The organism is Mycetocola spongiae (genome assembly GCF_020424085.1).
Classification (GTDB): Bacteria; Actinomycetota; Actinomycetes; order Actinomycetales; family Microbacteriaceae; genus Mycetocola; species Mycetocola spongiae.
Genome location: NZ_CP080203.1, coordinates 2182613 through 2201690 on the forward strand (window position 1 = coordinate 2182613; position 19078 = coordinate 2201690).

The following is a 19078-nucleotide window of genomic DNA, read 5'->3' on the forward strand; positions in this document are numbered from 1 at the left end:
GCATCAGTATGAACTCATGGTTATTCTCGACCCGGAGATTGACGAGCGCACGGTTGCACCGAGCCTCGACAAGTTCCTGAATGTCATCCGCAACGATGGTGGAACCATCGAGAAGATTGACATCTGGGGCCGCCGTCGCCTGGCTTACGAGATCAACAAGAAGGCCGAGGGCATTTACGCCGTCGTAGACTTCACCGCTACCGCCGAGGCCACCACCGAGCTGGATCGTCAGCTCAAGCTGTCCGAGGCCGTCATGCGCACCAAGGTACTCCGTGCCGAGGAAGCGATTGCTCAGGTTGCCGCCGAAGCCGAGCGTGCAAGCGCCAAGGCTGCCCGCGCCGCCAAGGCCCCCGCGAAGGCCGCTCCGGCCGAGGCAAAGGCAGAGTAGATTCGATGGCTGGCGAAACGATCATCACGGTAGTGGGAAACCTCACCGCGGACCCGGAACTGCGTTATACGCAGGGCGGGCTGGCTGTTGCCAACTTCACGATCGCATCGACGCCGCGCAATTTCGACCGTCAGACGAACGAGTGGAAGGACGGCGAAGCGCTGTTCATGCGCGCGTCCGTCTGGCGCGAGTTCGCCGAGCACGTCGCCGGTTCGCTGACCAAGGGAAGCCGCGTCGTTGCGACCGGTCGCCTGAAGCAGCGTTCCTATGAGACGAAGGAAGGCGAAAAGCGCACGTCGATCGAGCTGGAGGTCGACGAGATCGGTCCGTCGCTGCGATACGCCACCGCTCAGGTAAGCCGTGCCCAGTCCTCGGGTGGTGGTGGGGGTCGCCCCCAGCAGCAGCAGAGTGCCGTGCAGGACGAGCCGTGGGCTAGCGCCGCGCCGTCGAATAATGCGCCTTCGAATAACTCGTCCGCGGACGCCTGGAACACTCCGGGCTCCTACGGGGACGACACTCCCTTCTAAGAAAATTTCTTCCCGCCTCGCGGTGGGAAGTAGCACAAAAAGGAATTATTATGGCTGGAAAGTCTGGCGGCCCTGGCCGCAAGCCTGCCCGCGGTAAGGGCGCAAAGGTCGTCGCTCCCGCGAAGGCTATCCGCGTCGGCGTCATTGACTATAAGGACGTCCCTACCCTGCGCAAGTTCATCTCCGAGCGTGGAAAGATCCGCGCCCGCCGCATCACCGGTGTTTCCGTCCAGGAGCAGCGTCTCATCGCCCGTGCCGTTAAGAACGCACGCGAGATGGCGCTTCTCCCCTACGCCGGTTCCGGCCGCTAAGGAGTAGCAAATGTCTAAGGTTATTCTGACCCACGAGGTGACCGGTCTCGGTACCCCCGGCGACGTCATCGAGGTAAAGAACGGCTACGCCCGTAACTACCTCGTACCCAAGGGCTTTGCTGTGGTCTGGTCTCGCGGTGGCGAGAAGCAGGTCGAGCAGATCAAGGCCGCCCGTGCCGCTCGTGCACTGGCGACCGTTGAGGAAGCTCAGGCCCTGAAGGCCGACCTGGAGAAGTCCAAGGTTAAGCTCTCGGTTAAGGCCGGTCGCGAAGGACGCCTCTTCGGCTCCGTCAAGACCGCCGACATCGCCGCCGCAGTTTCGGCTGCCGGCGCCGGTGAGATCGATAAGCGCAAGGTTGAGATCCCCAACGCGATTAAGTCCGTTGGTGACCACAAGGTTCTCGTGCGTCTGCACGACGAGATCAGCGCCACGATCACCCTTCAGGTGGTTGCAGCGAAGTAATTCGCTGAGCGTATAACGGCGCCGATTCCTCCCTCGGGAGGGGTCGGCGCCGTTTTGCCGTGCTGTCGGGTATGCGATAGAAACGGGTAGCCAGGCAAGGTTAGGGTTACCTAAACTAGAGGGAGCGCGGGTGGGTATCCACCGCAAGACCACGCGCGGAAAAGGTACGCTCCCATGACCAAAACCAATCTGGCCGCCACCCGCATTAAGCCCGAGGCCGCCGAACTGATGACCCTGCACGTGCTGCGGCGCACGCGGCTGTCCCCCCATTTCATGCGGGTCACGCTCGGCCGCGGCGATATTGGCCGCTTCGAATATATGGGGTTTGATCAGTGGTTCCGGCTTTTTATCCCGGTGGCCGAGGATTCCGGCCTCGCGCGGCTGCCGAAGCGGCTTAACATGCTGGCCTATGCGCGCTATCTCACCCTCGCGAAGGCCACCCGGCCCGTGCTGCGCAATTATTCGGTGCGCGCGTATCGGGAGTCCGGTCCGGAGGGCCCCGAGCTCGACGTGGATTTTGTCCTGCACGGCGATGCCGCCGCGGGCACAGCGGGGCCCGCGGCCTCATGGGCCCTGGCCTGCGAGCCGGGGGACGTGGTGGCCCTCCTGGACGAGGGGATCGGGTTTAATCCACTCCCCGGGCGCACGGCGGTGCGGCTCGTGGGGGACGAGACGGCCCTGCCCGCGATCGCCGGAATCCTGGCGTCGCTGCCCGCACAAGCCACGGGCCACGCGCTGATCGAGGTGCCTGAGGAGGCCGATCAGCAGCGCCTCGCCCACCCCCGCGGGGTGCGTGTGCACTGGCTCCCGCGCGCGGATCTGGGCGATCGCCCCGGCGCGCTGGCCCTCGCGGCCGCCCGCGACCTCCCGAGCGCCGTGGAGCCCTTCTATGGCTGGGTGGCGGGCGAACAGTCGCTCGCGGTGGAACTGCGCCGATCCTGGGTGGCCGCCGGGGTGGCGCGTTCGGATCTGATGTTCTGTGGTTATTGGCGCGCGCCTCGCGGGGAGCGGTAGGCGCCGGGTCCCGCGCGGCGGGCCCCGGGCGGCCCGCGTGGCCCTCGGCCGCCGCCGGACCCGCCGGACCCGCCGGACCCGCCGGACCCGGGCCCCGTCCTCGCGCGTGACCCCGGGGCGCCCGCTATGTGGCGGCCGCCCGCGGAGCCATCGAGTGCGCAAGGTACACCCCCGCGGGGCCGCCGGTCAACCCCGGATCTGTACACAGGCACACCCTGAGTTGTCAACATTCAACTGCCGCTCTAAAGAGTTTTCCACACCACCGGTTGTGGACACTAAAACAGCTGGTCATCCGTTATATTGCGATCAAAAATTATTATTATTCCACAGTAGTTTCCACAGGTTGTGCACATGCAGCGCGGCGTTTCCCGCAGATTACTCACAGAGTTATCCACAGGCACATTTGTCAATCCGTAATGCGCTCCCGTAGCGTGGGGGAGGCGTCATATCGAGGGTCCCGTCGGGCCCCTCCCGGCGCAACGTGTCGGTGGTTCATGTTGAACTATCCACGGGCGAGTTTCCGCCGGCTCCCGCCGGGGTTATTCGCGGTGAAAGCGGAGGTAAATACGGTGTCGATCGCGGACCTGGGCCTGTCAGATCCCTCTCTCAACGAGGGTGCCCGTCACGAGCGCACCCCTCCGCATGACCTCCTGGCCGAGCAATCGGCGCTCGGCGGCATGCTGCTGTCCAAGGACGCCGTGGCCGATGTGGTGGAGTCCGTGCGCGCGGTCGATTTTTATATCCCCAAGCACGAGATCATCTTCGACGCGGTCCTCTCGCTCTATTCCCACGGCGAGCCCACCGATGTCATCGCCGTCACCGATGAGCTCATCAAGCAGGGTGAGCTCTCGCGCGCGGGCGGCGCCGACTATCTGCACAGCCTCACGAGCCTCGTGCCCACCGCCGCCAACGCCGGCTATTACGCAAGCATCGTGGCCGAGCGCGCCCTGCTGCGCCGCCTCGTGGAGGCCGGCACCCGCATCGTCCAGATGGGCTATCAGGGCGAGGGCGAGGTGCTTGACCTCGTAAATAACGCGCAGGCCGAGATCTATGCCGTCAACGGCAATGTGGACACCGAAGACTACGTGCCGCTGACCGATGCCCTGGGTGCCGCAATCGACGAGATCGAGGCCGCCGCGGGCAAGGACGGCATGATGACCGGCGTGCCCACCGGCTTCATCGAGATGGACGAGCTCACCAACGGTTTCCACCCCGGCCAGCTCATCATCGTGGCCGCGCGTCCGGCCCTCGGTAAGTCCACGCTGGCCCTCGACTTCGCGCGCGCCGCGTCCATCGGCAACGATATGCCCTCCATCTTCTTCTCCCTGGAAATGGGCCGCTCCGAGATCGCGATGCGCCTCATGGCCGCCGAGGCCTCGGTGCCGCTGCAGAGCATGCGTAAGGGCACGGTGGATCAGCGCGACTGGACCAAAATTGCCGCCACCCGCGGCAAGATTAACGACGCCCCGCTCTATATCGACGACAGCCCCAATATGACCCTCGTGGAGATTCGGGCCAAGTGCCGCCGGCTCAAGCAGCGCGTGGGCCTGCAGCTGGTGGTCATCGACTATCTGCAGCTGATGACCTCGGGTAAGCGTGTGGAAAGCCGTCAGCAGGAGGTGTCGGAGTTCTCGCGTTCGCTGAAGCTCATGGCCAAGGAGCTTCAGGTTCCCGTGATCGCCCTGTCCCAGCTGAACCGTGGTCCCGAGCAGCGCGCCGATAAGATGCCCGCCATCTCGGACCTGCGAGAGTCGGGTTCGCTTGAGCAGGACGCCGATATGGTCATCCTGTTGCACCGCGAGAGCGCCTACGAAAAAGACAACCCGCGCGCGGGCGAGGCCGATCTGATCGTGGCCAAGCACCGTAACGGCCCCACCCGCACCGTCACGGTGGCCTTCCACGGCCACTATTCGCGCTTCGCGGATCTCGCCCCGGCCATGTAGCGTGCGCCCGGTCGCGAGGCCGGGTGGGTGAATATCTTTGACACGCGCTCCCCGCGCTAGATAACATCCGCTATATGGGGAGGCGGAGTCGCGCGTTCGACGCGACCCTCCCCGCAGACTGGCGGCCAGCGTGACTCAAAGAACCCCCGGCACTCCCCCGGCCACCGGCGAGGCGGAGCTGAGCGCCCTCGTGAACGATCTGCGCGCGGAGAACGCGCGCCTGCGGGCCGAGCGGGAGCGGCCCCCGCGGCCCCGCACGGGGCGCGGCCGAGCCCTCGCTGCGGGTGTTCTGATCACAATCGGCGCGCTCCTGGCGCCCGTGTCCATCCTGGCCCACTGGGCGGGCCAGCAGCTGGATAATACCGATTCCTTCATCGCGACCTTTGAGCCGCTGCTGCGCGAGAGCGCGGTGCAGGAGCGTATTGCCGCCGAGGTGACCGTGGCAATCTCCGCCGCCGTGGATATCCCTGGCCTCACCGAGCAGGCCTTTGATGGGCTGGAGGGGCTGGGGGTTCCGCCGCGCTCCGCGGCCGCACTCGGCGCACTTCGCGGCGCGGCCACGCAGGGACTGCATACGATGATCGAGCGCACCGTCGCTGGCTATCTTGATTCCGAGCAGTTTACGTCCCTGTCCTCCGCAGTGCTGTCCCGCACCCACGCACAAATCACGGGAACGCTGCGCGGCGATTCCGGGACGCTTGTGAATATCGGGGCCGATGGCGCGGTGGGGATCGAGCTGGCCCCGGTCATCGCGGCCGTCAAGACCGCGCTTATCGGCCAGGGATTCTCGGTGGCCGCGGCCATCCCGGAGCTGGATCGCATAATCGTAATCGCGCAGTCCGAGGAGATACTGCGGGCCCAGCCGCTCTATGCGCTCGCGGTGGGAGTGGGGGCGTGGCTGCCGCTCCTGGCCCTGCTGATCCTCGGCGGCGGCATTCTCCTTGCCCCGCGCCGCCGGGCCGGGCTGATCTGGGCCTCGGGCCTGCTCGCGGGTGTGCTGATCCTGACCGTGGTCGGCCTAGGCATCGCGCGCGGCCTCGTGGTCCCGGGCCTCGCGCAGAGCCTCGGTTCGCGCGAGGTTGCGGAGCTGGTATATGACGCGCTGACCCGCTTCACCCTCAGCCTCGCCACCGCGATAGCGGTACTGGCCGTGGCGGTGGCCGTCTCCGCCTGGTTCTCCGGACCCGGCAGCGTGGCTGTGCGCCTGCGCGGCCTGGGCTCCGCGGTATGCCGGGCCGCACGCACCCTGGGCGAGAAATTTGGGCTGTCCACGGGGGCCTTCGGGGAGCGGGTATATCGGGTGCGGCACGCACTGCGCGCGCTGATCGGGGTGGCCGCGGGCTGCGCGATCCTGCTGATTCGCCCGCTCACCCCCGGGCTGGTGATCGGCACCATCCTGGGTGCACTCTTGCTGTTGATCATCGCGGAGTTTATCCAGCGCCCCCCGGCCGAAGCGGGCGCGACCACCCTGGCGTAGACTGGGCGGGATAATCAATTTCCTGCGAAAGAGGCACTATCGTGGCCACACCCGTCGATGCCGCGCCCCCCGGCGCCGTCGCACCCGTACTTCCCCGCAGCTCCTGGACCCTCCCGATCGCCCGCGCGATCGTGGCCGCGGTGGTGGCCCTTGTCATCACCTTCTCGAGCGACCACTCCGCACTCTTTGGCCTCTATACCTTTGGTGGCTTTGCCGTGCTGGAGGGCCTGGTCCTCCTGATTTTCTCGGGCCGGGCACTGCCGCGCGTGATCTCCGGCGGGCTGTTCCGATTGCAGGGAATCGTGGGCGTGGTGCTGGGTGCCGCGGCACTGATCCTCGCCGCCACGCTCCCGGATGCGCGCCTCGTGGCCTATCTGGGCCTGGTCATCGCCTGGGCCCTGCTCAGCGGTGTGCTGGAATTGGTGAGCGGATTGCGCGCTCGCGGCCGGGTGGAGGGCGCCCGCGATTGGCTCACGATCGGTGGCCTCACGCTGCTGCTCGCCCTGGTTTTTGTCCTGGTTCGTCCCGAGTTTAACCACCCCTATGGTGGCGACGGCAAGGTCCCGCCGGGAGTGCTCACCGCGTCCATCATGGGCGTGGGTCTTTTTGGTGCCTATGCCGCGATCTCCGCGGTATTCCAGGGCATCGCCGGCCTGTCCCTGCGCTGGGCCGGCACCGCCAAAACGGCGGATCGCGTCACGGAAGGTGTATAGGTTTTTATGAAGGATTCAGCGGAAAACGGCCTGCCCGAGGGCACCCGCAAGCCCACCCGGCGCGAGATTCTGCGCCCCGCCGAGCTGCTTGTGATGGCGCTCATCTTTGCGGTATTTGCCGGGCTGATCGCCCTGATGTCCTCGCGGGATCCGATGCTCTCGGCCATTCTTGCCGGCATCGCCTTTATCGTGGGCGTGATCGGGTTGGCGATGTTCTCGCTCGCCGTGAAGCCCGATGACCTCGAGGTTACGGATATCCGCGAGCAGGATCAGAAGCCCAAGCGCTAGGAGTTTCCACACCTCTACACAGGGTTATCCCCAAAGTTATCCACATGTGGACACTTCTTTAGGCGGTTATCCCCAGGCGGGGTGTTAATAAAAAAGTGGCCACCCGGGAATCCCGGGTGGCCACTTTTTATGCGCCTAGGGCAGGTAGTCCACAAGCTCCGCGGACAGCCCCACATAGGTGGCGGGAGTGAGCGCCAGCAGGCGGGCCTTGGCCTCGGCACCGATATCAAGCTTCTCCACAAACTCGATCAGGTCGGCCTGGCCGATGCGCTTGCCGCGCGTGAGCTCCTTGAGCAGCGCATAGGGGTCCTCGATCGTGGAGCGACCCGCGGCCACCTCGGCCCGGATCACGGTCTGGATGGCCTCGCCCAGGATCTCCCAGTTGGCGTTCAGATCGTCCAGCAGGGCCTGCTCGTTCAGCGAGATCTCGCGCAGACCGCGCGCGAGGTTATCCAGCGCCAGCAGCGAGTGGCCAAAGCCCACGCCGATATTGCGCTGAGCGCTGGAATCGGTGAGGTCGCGCTGCATCCGGCTGGTGACCAGCGTGGCGGCCAGCGAGTCCAGGATCGCGCTCGAGAGCTCCAGGTTGGCCTCGGCGTTTTCGAAGCGGATCGGGTTGATCTTATGCGGCATCGTGGAGGAGCCGGTGGCGCCGGCCTGCGGGATCTGCGTGAAATAGCCCATCGAAATATAGGTCCAGATATCCGTGGCCAGGTTGTGCAGCACGCGGTTGGCATGGGACATCTTGCCGTAGACCTCGGCCTGCCAGTCGTGGGATTCGATCTGGGTGGTCAGCGGGTTCCAGGTGAGCCCCAGGCCCTCCACAAACTCCTTGGACAGCGCGGGCCAATCGGCGCCGGGCTCGGCCACCACATGGGCCGAGAACGTGCCCGTGGCCCCCGAGAACTTACCGAGGTACTCGGTGTCCTGGATCTGGGCGACGATGCGCTCCAGGCGCCATGCGGTCACCGCAAGCTCGCGGCCCATCGTGCTGGGCGTGGCGGGCTGGCCGTGGGTATGCGAGAGCATCGGGGCGGCGCGGTGGGTATGGGCGAGCTCGCGCAGGATATCGATCACGCGGCGCAGGCCGGGCAGCCAGACCTCCTGCACGGCGGCCGAGACCGTGAGCGCATAGGAGAGGTTGTTGATGTCCTCGCTGGTGCACGCGAAGTGGGTGAGCTCGGCGATGGCGTCCAGGCCCAGCTCCGAGAGGCGGTGCCGGACGAGGTATTCCACGGCCTTCACATCGTGCCGGGTCACGGCCTCCTTCTCGGCCAGCCAGTCGATATCGGCCTGGCCAAACTCGGTATAGAGCGCGCGCAGGGCGGTGGTCGCCTCCTCGGTCAGCGGGGAGGACCCGAAGGCACTACGGCCGGTCAGGGCGATCAGCCACTCGACCTCCACCTGGACGCGGGCACGGTTCAGGCCGGCCTCGCTGAGGTACTCGCCGAGGCCGCTCACGGCGGCCTGGTAGCGGCCGTCGAGGGGACTGAGCGGCTGGGTGGGAAGTGAGGTCATCGAGGAGCTCCCTGTTGAATCGCGGGTTGTATTTGGCGGAAAAGTTGAATGCATGCCCCCTCAATCATGCCGAATACGGCGTCAAATACCGCATCGTCGGCATAATACGGGTCGGGCACATCGGCCAGATGGGCCTGCGCGGGATCAAAACTCAGCAGCAGCGCGACCTTATCCGCGTCCTCCGGGCCGGGTGCCCAGGCGCGCAGGACGCGGTCATGGCTGCGATCCAGGGCCACCACCAGATCAAATTCCCGGAAGTGTTCGGGCTGAAATTTGCGGGCGCGATGGGCGCTGCCGTCCAGCCCGTGCCGCGCGAGCGAGTCCACGGTGCGCGAATCGGCGCGCTCACCCACGTGCCAGTCCCCCGTGGCCGAGGAGGAGATATGGAGAGCGTGTTCAAGGCCCGCGGCCGCGGCGAGGCGGCGGAAAATCAGCTCGGCCATCGGGGAACGGCAGATATTTCCCGAGCAGACAAAGGTCACGGCAAATGGTTGCGCGGGGGCGTCGCTCGGGGCAGCTATCGGCATCATTTTCCGCGTCCTCGCACCGGTACGCCTAGCGGCGGTTCAGCTGCGGGCGCAGGATCGAGCCCAGGATGGAGTTAATAATCGAGATGACGATGGCGCCGAGGATGGCCCACCAGATATTTTCCACGCTCAGGCCCCAGCCGAAGCTCTGCGTGATCGAGGCAACAATCATCAGCAGGGCGCCGTTCACAAGGAAGGAGATCAGGCCCAGCGTGATGATGTACAGGGGGAAGGCAACGATGCGGATGAGCGTGCCGAGGATCGCATTCACCAGGGCAAAGACCAGCGCCACGGCCAGATAGCTCAGCGCGATGGGGCCCCAGGAGTCATCGGCATAGGGGCGCACGCTGATGCCCGACACGAGCAGCGTCGTGAGCCAGATGGCCACGGCGTTGATGATAATTCGGAGAAGAAACTTTCCCATAGGACCAACTATTGCAGTTCTTGCGGCGAGTCGCACTACATACGCGCGCGGGAATCGGCAGATCAATAGACTTTGGTGGTGGACAACGTACAGAAAAGCGCCGTGAGGCTGCGCCCGGAGATCCTGGCCTCGCCGGTATATCGCCAGGGCAAGCCCGCCAGCGCGGAGGCATTTAAGCTTTCCAGCAACGAGAATCCGTTCCCGCCGCTTCCCGGAGTGGCCGCGGCGGTCACCGCCGAACTCGGTTTTAACCGCTATCCCGATGCCACCGCGGGCGCCCTGCGGGTGGCCCTCGGGCAGCGCCTCGGCGTGCGAGCCGAGGAGATCATCGTGGGCTCGGGGTCGGTGGCGCTGCTCCTGCAGTTCATCACGGCCGCCGCCGGCCCGGGCGATGACGTGGTGTACTCGTGGCGGTCCTTCGAGGCCTATCCCACGCTGGTGACCGTGGCCGGGGCGCGCAGCGTTCCCGTGCCCAACCGCGCCGATGGTGGGCACGACCTCCCGGCCCTGGCCGCGGCGATCACCCCCGCAACCCGCGTGGTGATCGTATGCAGCCCCAATAACCCCACCGGGGTGACCGTGACCCGCGCCGAGTTTGAGGCGTTCATGGCCGAGGTCCCCGCGGACCTGCTTGTGCTCCTGGACGAGGCCTATGCCGAGTTTGTGGTGGACCCCGAGGCGGTTAACGGCCGCGACCTCGTGGGCCGCTATCCCAACCTCGTGATCCTGCGCACTTTCTCCAAGGCCTATGGCCTCGCGGGGCTGCGCGTGGGCTGGGCCACGGGCCCCGAGGCCATCCTCGACGCCGCGCGCGCCACCGCAATCCCGCTCTCGGTGACCGGGGTGGCCCAGGCCGCCGCTATCGCCTCGCTGGAGCTCGAGGAGGAGCTCTTTGAGCGCGTCTCCGAGCTGGTATCGCGCCGCGAGGAGCTGCTGTCAGGGCTCGGCGAACGCGGCTGGAATATCCCCGTGAGCGGCTCCAATTTCATCTGGCTGGCCACGGGCGAATACACCGACGCGGCCGCACAGATTCTCTGGGACGCCGGCCTCGTGGCCCGCCCCTTCTCGGGTGATGGCGTGCGCATCAGTATCGGCGAACGCGAATCGCTCACCCCCATTCTGGACGCCGCCGATGCCATCCTGAATCTTCTTCCCGCCCTCCATCCCGCCAAGGCGAGGTAATACCCATGAACCAGCAGAACCAGCCGGCCGAGCACGAGCCCGTCCGAATTCTCCAGGCGGACGGCACGTTTGCGCCCAATGCCGCCGCCGAGCCCTTCCTGGCCCGCCTCGACGCCCTGAGCGACGCCGATCACGCCCGTTTCTATCGGGACATGGTGTCCGTGCGCGCGTTTGACCGCGAGGCCACCAACCTGCAGCGCCAGGGCGAGATGGCCCTCTACCCGCCGAGCCACGGGCAGGAGGCCGCCCAGGTGGGCTCGGCCCGCGCCGCCCGCCCGCAGGACCATATCTTCCCGTCCTATCGGGAGCACGTGGTGGGGATGATCCGCGGAATCGACCCGCTGGACATCATCCGCCTGATGCGCGGGGTGACCCACGGCGGCTGGAATCCCAACGACCCCAAAAACGGCAATTTCCACCTCTATACGCTGGTGCTCGGCTCGCAGACCCTGCACGCCACGGGCTATGCGATGGGCCAGGTCCTGGACGGGGCCACCGGCACCGGCAACCCCGAGACCGATCAGGCCACGATGGTGTATTTCGGCGATGGCTCCAGCTCCGAGGGCGACGTGAACGAGGCCCTGGTCTTCGCCGCGAGCTATCAGACCCCGCAGGTATTTTTCCTGCAGAATAACCACTGGGCCATCTCCGTGCCCGTGAGCATCCAGTCGCGCACGCCGCTGTTCCGCCGCGGCGAGGGCTTTGGCATCAACAGCATCCAGATCGACGGCAACGACGTCCTGGCAAGCTATGCCGTGAGCGCCGATCGGCTCGACGCCGCGCGCGCGGGCGGCGGCCCCCGCTTCATCGAGGCCCTCACCTATCGCGTGGGAGCCCATACCACCAGCGATGACCCCACCAAATATCGCAGCGAGGAGGAACTCGCCTCCTGGGTCGCCCGGGATCCGATCATCCGGTTTGAGAAGTATCTGCGCGCGCGCGGGGCCGAGGAATCCGTATTCACCGGGGCCGAGGAGGAGGCGCGCGATCTGGCCGCCGATATCCGTCGCCGCACCCTGGAGATCGCCGATCCCGCAGTCGAGAAAATCTTCGAGCACGTTTATACCGATCCGCACCCCCAGATGGAGGAGCAGCTCGCGTGGCTCACCGAGTATGAGGCAGGCATGAACGCCGCCGGAGAAGCCGAGGAGACCCGATGAGCAATATCGTGACCATGCCCATGGCCAAGGCCATTAACGCGGGCCTGCGCGCCGCCCTCGGCGAGGACCCCCGCGTCCTGCTGATGGGCGAGGACATCGGCCCGCTCGGCGGCGTCTTCCGCGTGACCGAGGGGCTTCAGGCCGAGTTTGGTGAGCGCCGGGTCATGGATACCCCGCTCGCCGAATCCGCGATCATCGGTACCGCGATCGGGCTCGCGATGCGCGGCTTCCGCCCCGTATGCGAGATCCAGTTTGACGGCTTCATCTATCCGGGCTTTGACCAGATCGTGTCCCAGCTGGCCAAGATGACCAATCGCCACGAGGGGGCCCAGGCCATGCCCGTGGTGATCCGCGTGCCCTATGGCGGACATATCGGCGCAATCGAGCACCACCAGGAGAGCCCCGAGGCCTATTTTGCGCATACCGCGGGCCTGCGCGTGATCAGCCCGTCCACGCCCAATGACGCCTATTGGATGATCCAGGAGGCCGTGCTCAGCAACGACCCCGTGCTGTTTTTTGAGCCCAAGAGCCGCTACTGGCATAAGGGTGAGGTAAACCTGGACTCCCCCGTGCTGCCTCTGCATGCAGCGGGTGTGGCCCGGAGCGGAACCGATGTGACCCTCGTCGGTCACGGCGCAATGGTCTCGGTGCTGCTGCAGGCCGCGGCGCTCGCCGAGGCGGAGGGCGTGAGCGCCGAGGTCATCGACCTGCGCAGCCTCTCGCCGATCGACTATGCGCCCATTCTGGAGAGTGCCCGCAAGACCGGCCGCGTGATCGTGGCCCAGGAGGCCCCGGGCGAGGCCTCGATCGGCTCCGAGATCGCCGCAACCGTGGCCGAGAAGGCGTTCTATTCGCTCGAGGCCCCGGTGCTCCGGGTCTCCGGATTTGATACGCCGTTCCCCCCGGCTAAGCTCGAGGGCCTCTACCTGCCGGACGCCGACCGCATCCTCGATGCGGTTGACCGCGCCCTGGCCTATTAGTACCGATCAAGGAGACATCATGAGCGAACAGCGCTTCCCCCTCCCGGACGTGGGCGAGGGCCTGACCGAGGCCGAAATCGTCTCGTGGAAGGTGGCACCGGGCGATACCGTGGAGGTCAATCAGACCCTCGTGGAAATCGAGACGGCCAAATCCCTCGTGGAACTGCCCTCCCCGTTTGCGGGTACCGTCTCGGAGATTTTGGTCCCCGAGGGTGAGACCGTGGACGTGGGCACCATCATCGTGACCATCGGCGATGGCCGGGCCGCCGCCGAGACCCCCGCGGCCCCCGCGCTCAGCGCCGAGGCCGCGCAGGCCGCGCGGGATACCCAGGACACGATTGCCGAGCCCGAGGACTCCGCCGGTGGCGGGGCCGTGCTGGTGGGCTATGGCACCGCGGGAGCGGTGAGCTCGCGCCGCCGCGGCCGTCCCGCCGCGCCGGTCGTGCGGCCGCAGCGCCCGCAGTCGGTGCCCGCCTCGCAGGCCCTGCCGATCATCGCGAAGCCGCCGATCCGCAAGCTTGCCAAGGACCTGGGTGTGAACCTCGCCGAGGTGGAGAGCACGGGCCTGGCCGGGGAGATCACGCGCGAGGATGTGATCCGTTCCGCGGGTCAGGCCAGCGTCTTCCGCAATATCGAGACGCCCGCGTGGGCCCCCGAGCGCGAGGAGCGCATTCCCGTGAAGGGCATGCGCAAGGCCATCGCGCAGGCCATGGTCACGAGCTATTTCACGGCCCCGCATGTGAGCGTTTTTGTGGACGTGGATGCCACCCGCACGATGGAGTTTGTGAAGCGTCTGAAGGCCTCCCCCGATTTTGCCGGGGTCAAGGTATCCCCGCTGTTGATCATGGCCAAGGCCATGATCTGGGCCGTGCGCCGCAACCCGATGGTTAACGCCACGTGGACCGAGGAGGAGATCACGGTGCGTCATTATGTGAACCTCGGTGTGGCCGCCGCGACCCCGCGGGGGCTGATTGTGCCGAATGTGAAGGAGGCGCAGTCGATGACGCTCCTGGAGCTGGCCAAGGCCCTGGAGAACCTCACGCTCACCGCGCGCGATGGCAAGACCTCGCCCGCGGAGATGAAGGACGGCACCATCACGATCACCAATATCGGTGTATTCGGGATGGATACCGGCACCCCGATTCTGAATCCGGGCGAGGTGGGCATCGTGGCGCTGGGCACGATTAAGCAGAAGCCCTGGGTCGTGGATGGCGAGGTGCGCCCGCGGTTTGTTACCACGATCGGTGGCTCCTTTGACCACCGCGTGGTGGACGGCGATGTGGTGTCGCGATTCATCGCCGATGTGGCCTCGATCATCGAGGAGCCGGCGCTGCTGCTCGACTAATCTGCACCTCTTAATGGCCCGGCCCGGACCCACGATTTCCTCGGAGATCGCGGGTCCGGGCCGCTGGTTTTTGGGGCCGCAATCGGTCCGTAATGGCCCCCGGTGGCGGGGTGCAACACGGGTTTTACGTAACGATCAAGTAACACGCGCCCTTTCCCGTGCTGATCTGCCCTTTACCCGGGTAAAACATTCGCACATACCGCATAAACGCCCGGGATTCCGGGGCCGAGGGTTGGTGCATTTCCGGGCACCTTGTTAGCGTGGTGGAGGCCTTAGGGTCCAAAAACTAGCCCGCGAGCGAGTGGTTTTTTCCTCGGACGAGACCGCTCGACCGTATGGTCCGTTGCATCGGCTGCGATCCCCATGATCGAGCCGGGTGTGGCACCGATTCGCCCGGTCGCGGCCCCTTTCTGAGGGGACGCGGCGGGGCTTGATTGGGGGGAAGCCGCACCGGATGCCTCGTACCCGGACGCAAACAGCAAGTGTCGTTGACGACATTAATGTTCGCTCGTCAACGGCCAGGGAAATCTGTGTCAGACACTTTCGCCGTCGAGGCAAAAAGCCTCTATAAAATTTTTGGCCGAAAATCGAAGGAGGCGCTGAAGCGCCTCCAGTCCGGTGCCAGCCGCGAGGAAATCGCCGGGCTGGGCACCGCCGCGGTCATCGATGCGTCATTCACCGTGGCGCAGGGAGAAATCTTTGTGGTGATGGGGCTGTCAGGTTCCGGAAAATCCACCCTCATTCGTATGCTCAACGGGCTGCTTGAGCCCACCTCGGGTTCGGTCCGGATCCAGGGACACGAGATCGCCGGGATCCCGGCGGCCGAGCTGCGCGCCGTGCGCCGCAAATCCGTGTCCATGGTCTTCCAGCACTTTGCCCTGCTTCCGCACCGCACCGTACTGGACAACGCCGCCTATGCCCTGGAGATCCAGGGAATGCCGCTTGCCGAGCGCCGCGCCCGCGCGCTGGACGTGGTGGGCCGCGTGGGCCTATCCGGGTGGGAGGATAAGTTCCCGCATGAGCTCTCCGGAGGCATGCAGCAGCGCGTGGGCCTCGCCCGCGCCCTCGCCGCCGATACCGATATTTTGCTCATGGACGAGGCGTTCTCCGCGCTCGACCCGCTGATCCGGCGCGAGATGCAGGAGCAGCTGGTAGACCTCCAGCGCGAGCTGGGCAAAACCATCATCTTCATCACCCACGACCTCAACGAGGCCATGTTCCTCGGCGATCGCATCGCCGTGATGCGCGATGGCCGCATCGTGCAGGTGGGCACGCCCGACGATATCCTCACCGATCCGGCCACCGATTATGTGGCCCAGTTTGTGCAGGATGTGGACCGCGCCCGCGTGCTCACCGCCGCGGGGGTCATGGAGGCACCGCATGCGGTGGTCCAGGTCTCCGCCGGGCCGCGCGCCGCGCTGCGCATCATGCGCGATAAGCAGACCTCCGCGGTATTTGTGATCGGCCCGGGCCGCCGCCTGCTGGGTGTGGCCCGCGATCGCGATGTGCTGCAACAGGTGCGCGCCGGTATCACCGACCTCTCGCTAGTGGTGCGGAATGACGCCGCGACCGTGGCGGGCGATGTTCACCTCACCGAGCTCTTTGAGCTCTCCGCCGAGAGCTCGCTTCCGGTGGCCGTGGTAGACGATAAGGTGCGCCTGATCGGTGTGGTCCCCCGGGTCACGCTGCTCGCGGCAATGGCCAATGTTCCGGCCACCACCACGGGCGAGAACGCCGTCATCGAGCCCGCCCCCACGGTTCCCGTGGATGTCATCACCGCGACCCTGCGCTCGGCCTCCGAGAAGCTCGGCGAGGACGATGCCACGCGGGCCGCCGCCACTACCGAGGGGAGCGCCTCATGATCGCCGCCACCCTGCGCCTGAATGCCTGGGACGACTTCCTGGCCAATCCCCGGATTCCCCTCGGCGAATGGGCCGAGGATTTTGTGGAATTCATCACGGGGGCCTTCTCGGGCCTCTTTGACGTGATCCGCTCGGTCTTCCTCGGCATGTACGAGGGCGTCGACTTTATCTTCTCCGCTCCCCCGTTCTGGATCGTCATCCTTATCCTGGCCGGCCTCGGCTGGTGGGTGCGCGGCTGGGTCTTTGGCGTGGGCACCCTGGTGGGGCTCACCCTGATCTTCCTGATGGCGCAGTGGGATAACGCCATGCATACCCTCGCGCTGGTCCTGGTCGCGAGCTTTATCGCGATCCTCATCAGCGTGCCGCTGGGTATTCTGGCGGCCCGCTCCAATCTGGCCTCGGGCATCATCCGCCCGATCCTGGATTTCCTGCAGACCATGCCCGCGTTTGTCTATCTGATCCCCGCGCTGGTGCTGTTCCGGGTGGGAGTGGTGCCCGGAATCGTGGCCACCATCCTATTTGCGATGGCCCCCGGTGTGCGCTTTACCGAGCTGGGTATCCGCGGCGTGGACAGCGAGGTTGTGGAGGCCGGGCAGGCCTTTGGTGCCTCCCCCGGGCGCATCCTGCGCCAGATTCAGCTCCCTCTGGCCCTGCCCACGATCATGGCCGGTGTCAACCAGGTCATCATGCTCTCGCTGTCGATGGTGGTTATCGCCGGAATGGTGGGCGCCGACGGCCTGGGTAAGGACGTCGTGGCCGGCCTGATGCAACTGGATGTGGGCCTGGGCGTGGAGGCCGGACTGGGTGTGGTGATCCTCGCGATCTACCTCGACCGGATCACGGCCGCGCTGTCCAAGCCGCGGCGTAAGCGCTCGAAGCCCGAGCCCGCCGCCTAAATACCGTTCTCTCTGAAATAACCCCAACTCGCGGTCCGCGTGACCGCGCAGGAAAGGAAACATCATGAACACGAAGTTAAAAATTGCCGGGGCCGGAGTGGCCCTCGCGGGCCTGCTGGCCATCACCGGATGTAGCTCCCAGGCCGAGGCCGTGAAGCACGATAACGGCGACGAGAAGGCCATGAATATCGCGGTCTTTAACGGCTGGGATGAGGGCGTGGCCGCGTCCGAGCTGTGGAAGGAAATCCTCACGGAGAAGGGCTACGACGTGAAGCTCTCCCCCGCCGATGTGGCCCCCATTTACCAGGGCCTCTCCGATGGCGATTATGACGTGGTGCTGGATACCTGGCTGCCCACGACCCATAAAACCTATATGGAAAAAAATAAGGATAAGGTCGTGGACCTCGGGGCCTGGTACGACGAGGCCAAGCTCACGCTCGCGGTCAACGCCGATGCCCCGATCGATTCGATCGATGAGCTGCTTGCCAATGCCGATACCTTTAACGGCAAGATCATCGGGATCGAGCCCGGCGCCGGGCTGACCACCCAGGTCAAGGACAATACGATTCCCGAGTATAAGCTCGACGAAAAATTCACCCTGACCACCAGCTCCACCCCCGGGATGCTCTCCGAACTGAAGACCGCGCTGGATAAAAACGAAAATATCGTGGTCACGCTGTGGCGCCCGCACTGGGCCTATGACGCGTTTGATATCAAGGACCTGAAGGACCCCAAGAACACCCTCGGCGTTGCCGAGAGCGTGCACTCGGTGGGGACCAAGGAGTTTGAGAACCGCTTCCCCGAGGCGGCCGGCTGGATTAAGAACTTCACGATGTCCAGCGATCAGCTGAACTCGCTTGAGAACGCCATGTTCAACTCGGGCAAGATCGACGACTATACCCCCGTGGTGAAGAAGTGGATCTCCGAGAACCAGGACTACGTTGACTCGCTGACCAAGTAGCACCCCGCACCGCTTTCCGGCGGCCAGGCATCCCGCCGAGCACTCGCTCCGGGGCGCCCGGCCGCCGGTTGTGGTTTTGCCCGGGCTTTCCGGGCCCGATGAGAGGAAAAACAATGAGGTTTGGACAAAAAATATCGCTCGCGGCGGCCGCGACGGCGGCGCTGCTGATGCTCGGCGGCTGCTCGGCACCGGCCGCGGAGAAGCTTGCCAACGGCGACGAAAAAAAGGTCACGCTCGCGGTATTTAACGGCTGGGATGAGGGCATCGCCGCATCCGAGCTATGGCGGGCGGTCCTCACCGAGCGCGGCTATGACGTCACCCTGAAATACGCCGATGTGGCCCCGGTTTTTGCGGGCCTGGCGGCCAATGATTATGATTTTGTGCTCGACTCCTGGCTGCCGGTGATGCACGGCGAATATCTCAAAAAATACGGTGCGGATGTGGAGGATCTGGGGGCGTGGTTCCCGGATGGCAGGCTCACGATTGCGGTGAATGCCGATGCGCCGATTAATACGCTCGAGGAATTGCAGGAGCACGCGGGCGAATTTGGTAACCGCATTATGGGGATCGAGTCCGGGGCGAGCTATATGAAGGCGGTGCAGGAGCGGCTTATTCCCGATTATGGGCTGACCGATATTACGCTCGCCACGAGTTCCACCCCGGCGATGCTCGCGGAGCTCAAGACCGCGCTGGGCAAGGGCGAAAATATCGCGGTCACGATGTGGCACCCGCACTGGGCCTATGACGCCTTTGAGCTGAAGGACCTGCCCGATCCGAAGGGTTCGCTGGGGGAAACCGAGGGGGTCCACGCGGTGGCCAGCGGGGAGTTTGGCACGCGTTTTCCCACGCTGCACCGCTGGATTTCGGAGTTTAGGATGGATGGCGACACCCTCAACTCGCTCGAAAACGCGATGTTTAACGACCGCAAGGGAGACCTCTCGGAGCTGGTGCGCGAGTGGATGGATCAGAACCCGGAGTATGTGGCGACGCTCGCGCAATAGCGGGGCGGGCGCCCGGCGGCGGGGTTATCTGGCCCCGCCGCCGGCGCGTATACCGGCCTCCAAACGGCCTGTAGTCATACCCACCACCCAAATTGAGA

General features: G+C 65.5%; 20 protein-coding genes. 17 read left to right on the forward strand and 3 right to left on the reverse strand.

Features of this window, described 5'->3' with window-relative positions:
* Nucleotides 1-16: 16 nt before the first annotated feature.
* The 9 genes from rpsF (at nucleotide 17) to KXZ72_RS09945 (ending at nucleotide 7124) form a co-directional block, all read left to right on the forward strand.
* Nucleotides 17-388 carry a 30S ribosomal protein S6 gene (gene rpsF / locus KXZ72_RS09905; protein ID WP_404823684.1) on the forward strand — a complete coding sequence of 124 codons (372 nt, stop codon included), beginning with the start codon at nucleotides 17-19 and terminating at the stop codon, nucleotides 386-388.
* A 5-nt stretch (nucleotides 389-393) separates the two neighbouring features.
* The gene (locus KXZ72_RS09910) at nucleotides 394-915 is read left to right on the forward strand and encodes a single-stranded DNA-binding protein (RefSeq protein ID WP_226080712.1); all 522 of its coding nucleotides are present in this window, start codon (nucleotides 394-396) and stop codon (nucleotides 913-915) included.
* A 50-nt stretch (nucleotides 916-965) separates the two neighbouring features.
* Nucleotides 966-1226 carry a 30S ribosomal protein S18 gene (gene rpsR, locus KXZ72_RS09915; protein WP_226080715.1) on the forward strand — a complete coding sequence of 87 codons (261 nt, stop codon included), beginning with the start codon at nucleotides 966-968 and terminating at the stop codon, nucleotides 1224-1226.
* Nucleotides 1227-1236: 10 nt separating this feature from the next.
* The gene (gene rplI, locus KXZ72_RS09920; protein ID WP_226080716.1) at nucleotides 1237-1689 is read left to right on the forward strand and encodes a 50S ribosomal protein L9; all 453 of its coding nucleotides are present in this window, start codon (nucleotides 1237-1239) and stop codon (nucleotides 1687-1689) included.
* Between the two features lie 174 nt (nucleotides 1690-1863).
* Entirely contained in the window at nucleotides 1864-2703 is an 840-nt protein-coding gene (locus tag KXZ72_RS09925) for a siderophore-interacting protein (RefSeq protein ID WP_226080717.1), read from the forward strand.
* A 569-nt stretch (nucleotides 2704-3272) separates the two neighbouring features.
* Entirely contained in the window at nucleotides 3273-4646 is a 1374-nt protein-coding gene (gene dnaB / locus KXZ72_RS09930; RefSeq protein ID WP_226080718.1) for a replicative DNA helicase, read from the forward strand.
* Nucleotides 4647-4776: 130 nt separating this feature from the next.
* Nucleotides 4777-6123 (forward strand): hypothetical protein, encoded by a 1347-nt coding sequence (locus KXZ72_RS09935; protein ID WP_226080719.1) that lies wholly within the window; start codon nucleotides 4777-4779, stop codon nucleotides 6121-6123.
* 41 nt (nucleotides 6124-6164) lie between these two features.
* The gene (locus KXZ72_RS09940) at nucleotides 6165-6836 is read left to right on the forward strand and encodes a DUF308 domain-containing protein (RefSeq protein WP_226080721.1); all 672 of its coding nucleotides are present in this window, start codon (nucleotides 6165-6167) and stop codon (nucleotides 6834-6836) included.
* A gap of 6 nt (nucleotides 6837-6842) precedes the next feature.
* A complete protein-coding gene (locus tag KXZ72_RS09945) occupies nucleotides 6843-7124 on the forward strand; it encodes a hypothetical protein (RefSeq protein WP_226080723.1) in 282 nt (93 codons plus the stop codon).
* 135 nt (nucleotides 7125-7259) lie between these two features.
* Here the strand turns inward: KXZ72_RS09945 and purB are convergent, their stop codons facing one another.
* From purB to KXZ72_RS09960, 3 genes are read right to left on the reverse strand one after another with little or no spacing between them, the layout of a single operon-like run.
* A complete protein-coding gene (purB, locus tag KXZ72_RS09950; protein ID WP_226080724.1) occupies nucleotides 7260-8642 on the reverse strand; it encodes an adenylosuccinate lyase in 1383 nt (460 codons plus the stop codon).
* Nucleotides 8639-9172, reverse strand: coding sequence for a low molecular weight protein-tyrosine-phosphatase (locus KXZ72_RS09955; protein ID WP_226080726.1), 534 nt, complete (start codon nucleotides 9170-9172; stop codon nucleotides 8639-8641). Before KXZ72_RS09955 ends, purB begins: the two co-directional genes overlap by 4 nt.
* 25 nt (nucleotides 9173-9197) lie before the next feature.
* On the reverse strand, nucleotides 9198-9593 hold the full coding sequence (locus KXZ72_RS09960; RefSeq protein WP_226080727.1) for a phage holin family protein: 396 nt from the start codon (nucleotides 9591-9593) through the stop codon (nucleotides 9198-9200).
* 78 nt (nucleotides 9594-9671) lie between these two features.
* Between KXZ72_RS09960 and KXZ72_RS09965 the strand changes: the two genes are divergently transcribed.
* The 8 genes from KXZ72_RS09965 to KXZ72_RS10000 all read left to right on the forward strand — a co-directional run bounded on the left by KXZ72_RS09965 (nucleotide 9672) and on the right by KXZ72_RS10000 (nucleotide 18980).
* Nucleotides 9672-10775, forward strand: coding sequence for a histidinol-phosphate transaminase (locus tag KXZ72_RS09965; RefSeq protein WP_226080728.1), 1104 nt, complete (start codon nucleotides 9672-9674; stop codon nucleotides 10773-10775).
* Nucleotides 10776-10780: 5 nt separating this feature from the next.
* Nucleotides 10781-11935, forward strand: a complete 1155-nt coding sequence (locus KXZ72_RS09970) for a thiamine pyrophosphate-dependent dehydrogenase E1 component subunit alpha (protein WP_226080729.1) — start codon at nucleotides 10781-10783, stop codon at nucleotides 11933-11935.
* Complete coding sequence (locus KXZ72_RS09975; RefSeq protein WP_226080730.1) at nucleotides 11932-12915, forward strand: alpha-ketoacid dehydrogenase subunit beta; 984 nt, start codon at nucleotides 11932-11934, stop codon at nucleotides 12913-12915. The genes KXZ72_RS09970 and KXZ72_RS09975 overlap by 4 nt, the downstream gene beginning before the upstream one ends.
* A 19-nt stretch (nucleotides 12916-12934) precedes the next feature.
* Nucleotides 12935-14260 carry a dihydrolipoamide acetyltransferase family protein gene (locus KXZ72_RS09980; protein WP_226080731.1) on the forward strand — a complete coding sequence of 442 codons (1326 nt, stop codon included), beginning with the start codon at nucleotides 12935-12937 and terminating at the stop codon, nucleotides 14258-14260.
* Nucleotides 14261-14760: 500 nt separating this feature from the next.
* Nucleotides 14761-16122 carry a quaternary amine ABC transporter ATP-binding protein gene (locus KXZ72_RS09985; protein WP_226080732.1) on the forward strand — a complete coding sequence of 454 codons (1362 nt, stop codon included), beginning with the start codon at nucleotides 14761-14763 and terminating at the stop codon, nucleotides 16120-16122.
* The gene (locus tag KXZ72_RS09990) at nucleotides 16119-17018 is read left to right on the forward strand and encodes an ABC transporter permease (protein ID WP_226080733.1); all 900 of its coding nucleotides are present in this window, start codon (nucleotides 16119-16121) and stop codon (nucleotides 17016-17018) included. The genes KXZ72_RS09985 and KXZ72_RS09990 overlap by 4 nt, the downstream gene beginning before the upstream one ends.
* A gap of 64 nt (nucleotides 17019-17082) precedes the next feature.
* Nucleotides 17083-17979, forward strand: a complete 897-nt coding sequence (locus tag KXZ72_RS09995) for a glycine betaine ABC transporter substrate-binding protein (RefSeq protein WP_226080739.1) — start codon at nucleotides 17083-17085, stop codon at nucleotides 17977-17979.
* Nucleotides 17980-18092: 113 nt separating this feature from the next.
* Nucleotides 18093-18980: a glycine betaine ABC transporter substrate-binding protein gene (locus KXZ72_RS10000; RefSeq protein ID WP_226080740.1), complete on the forward strand. Its 888-nt coding sequence runs from the start codon at nucleotides 18093-18095 to the stop codon at nucleotides 18978-18980.
* Nucleotides 18981-19078 lie beyond the last annotated feature (98 nt).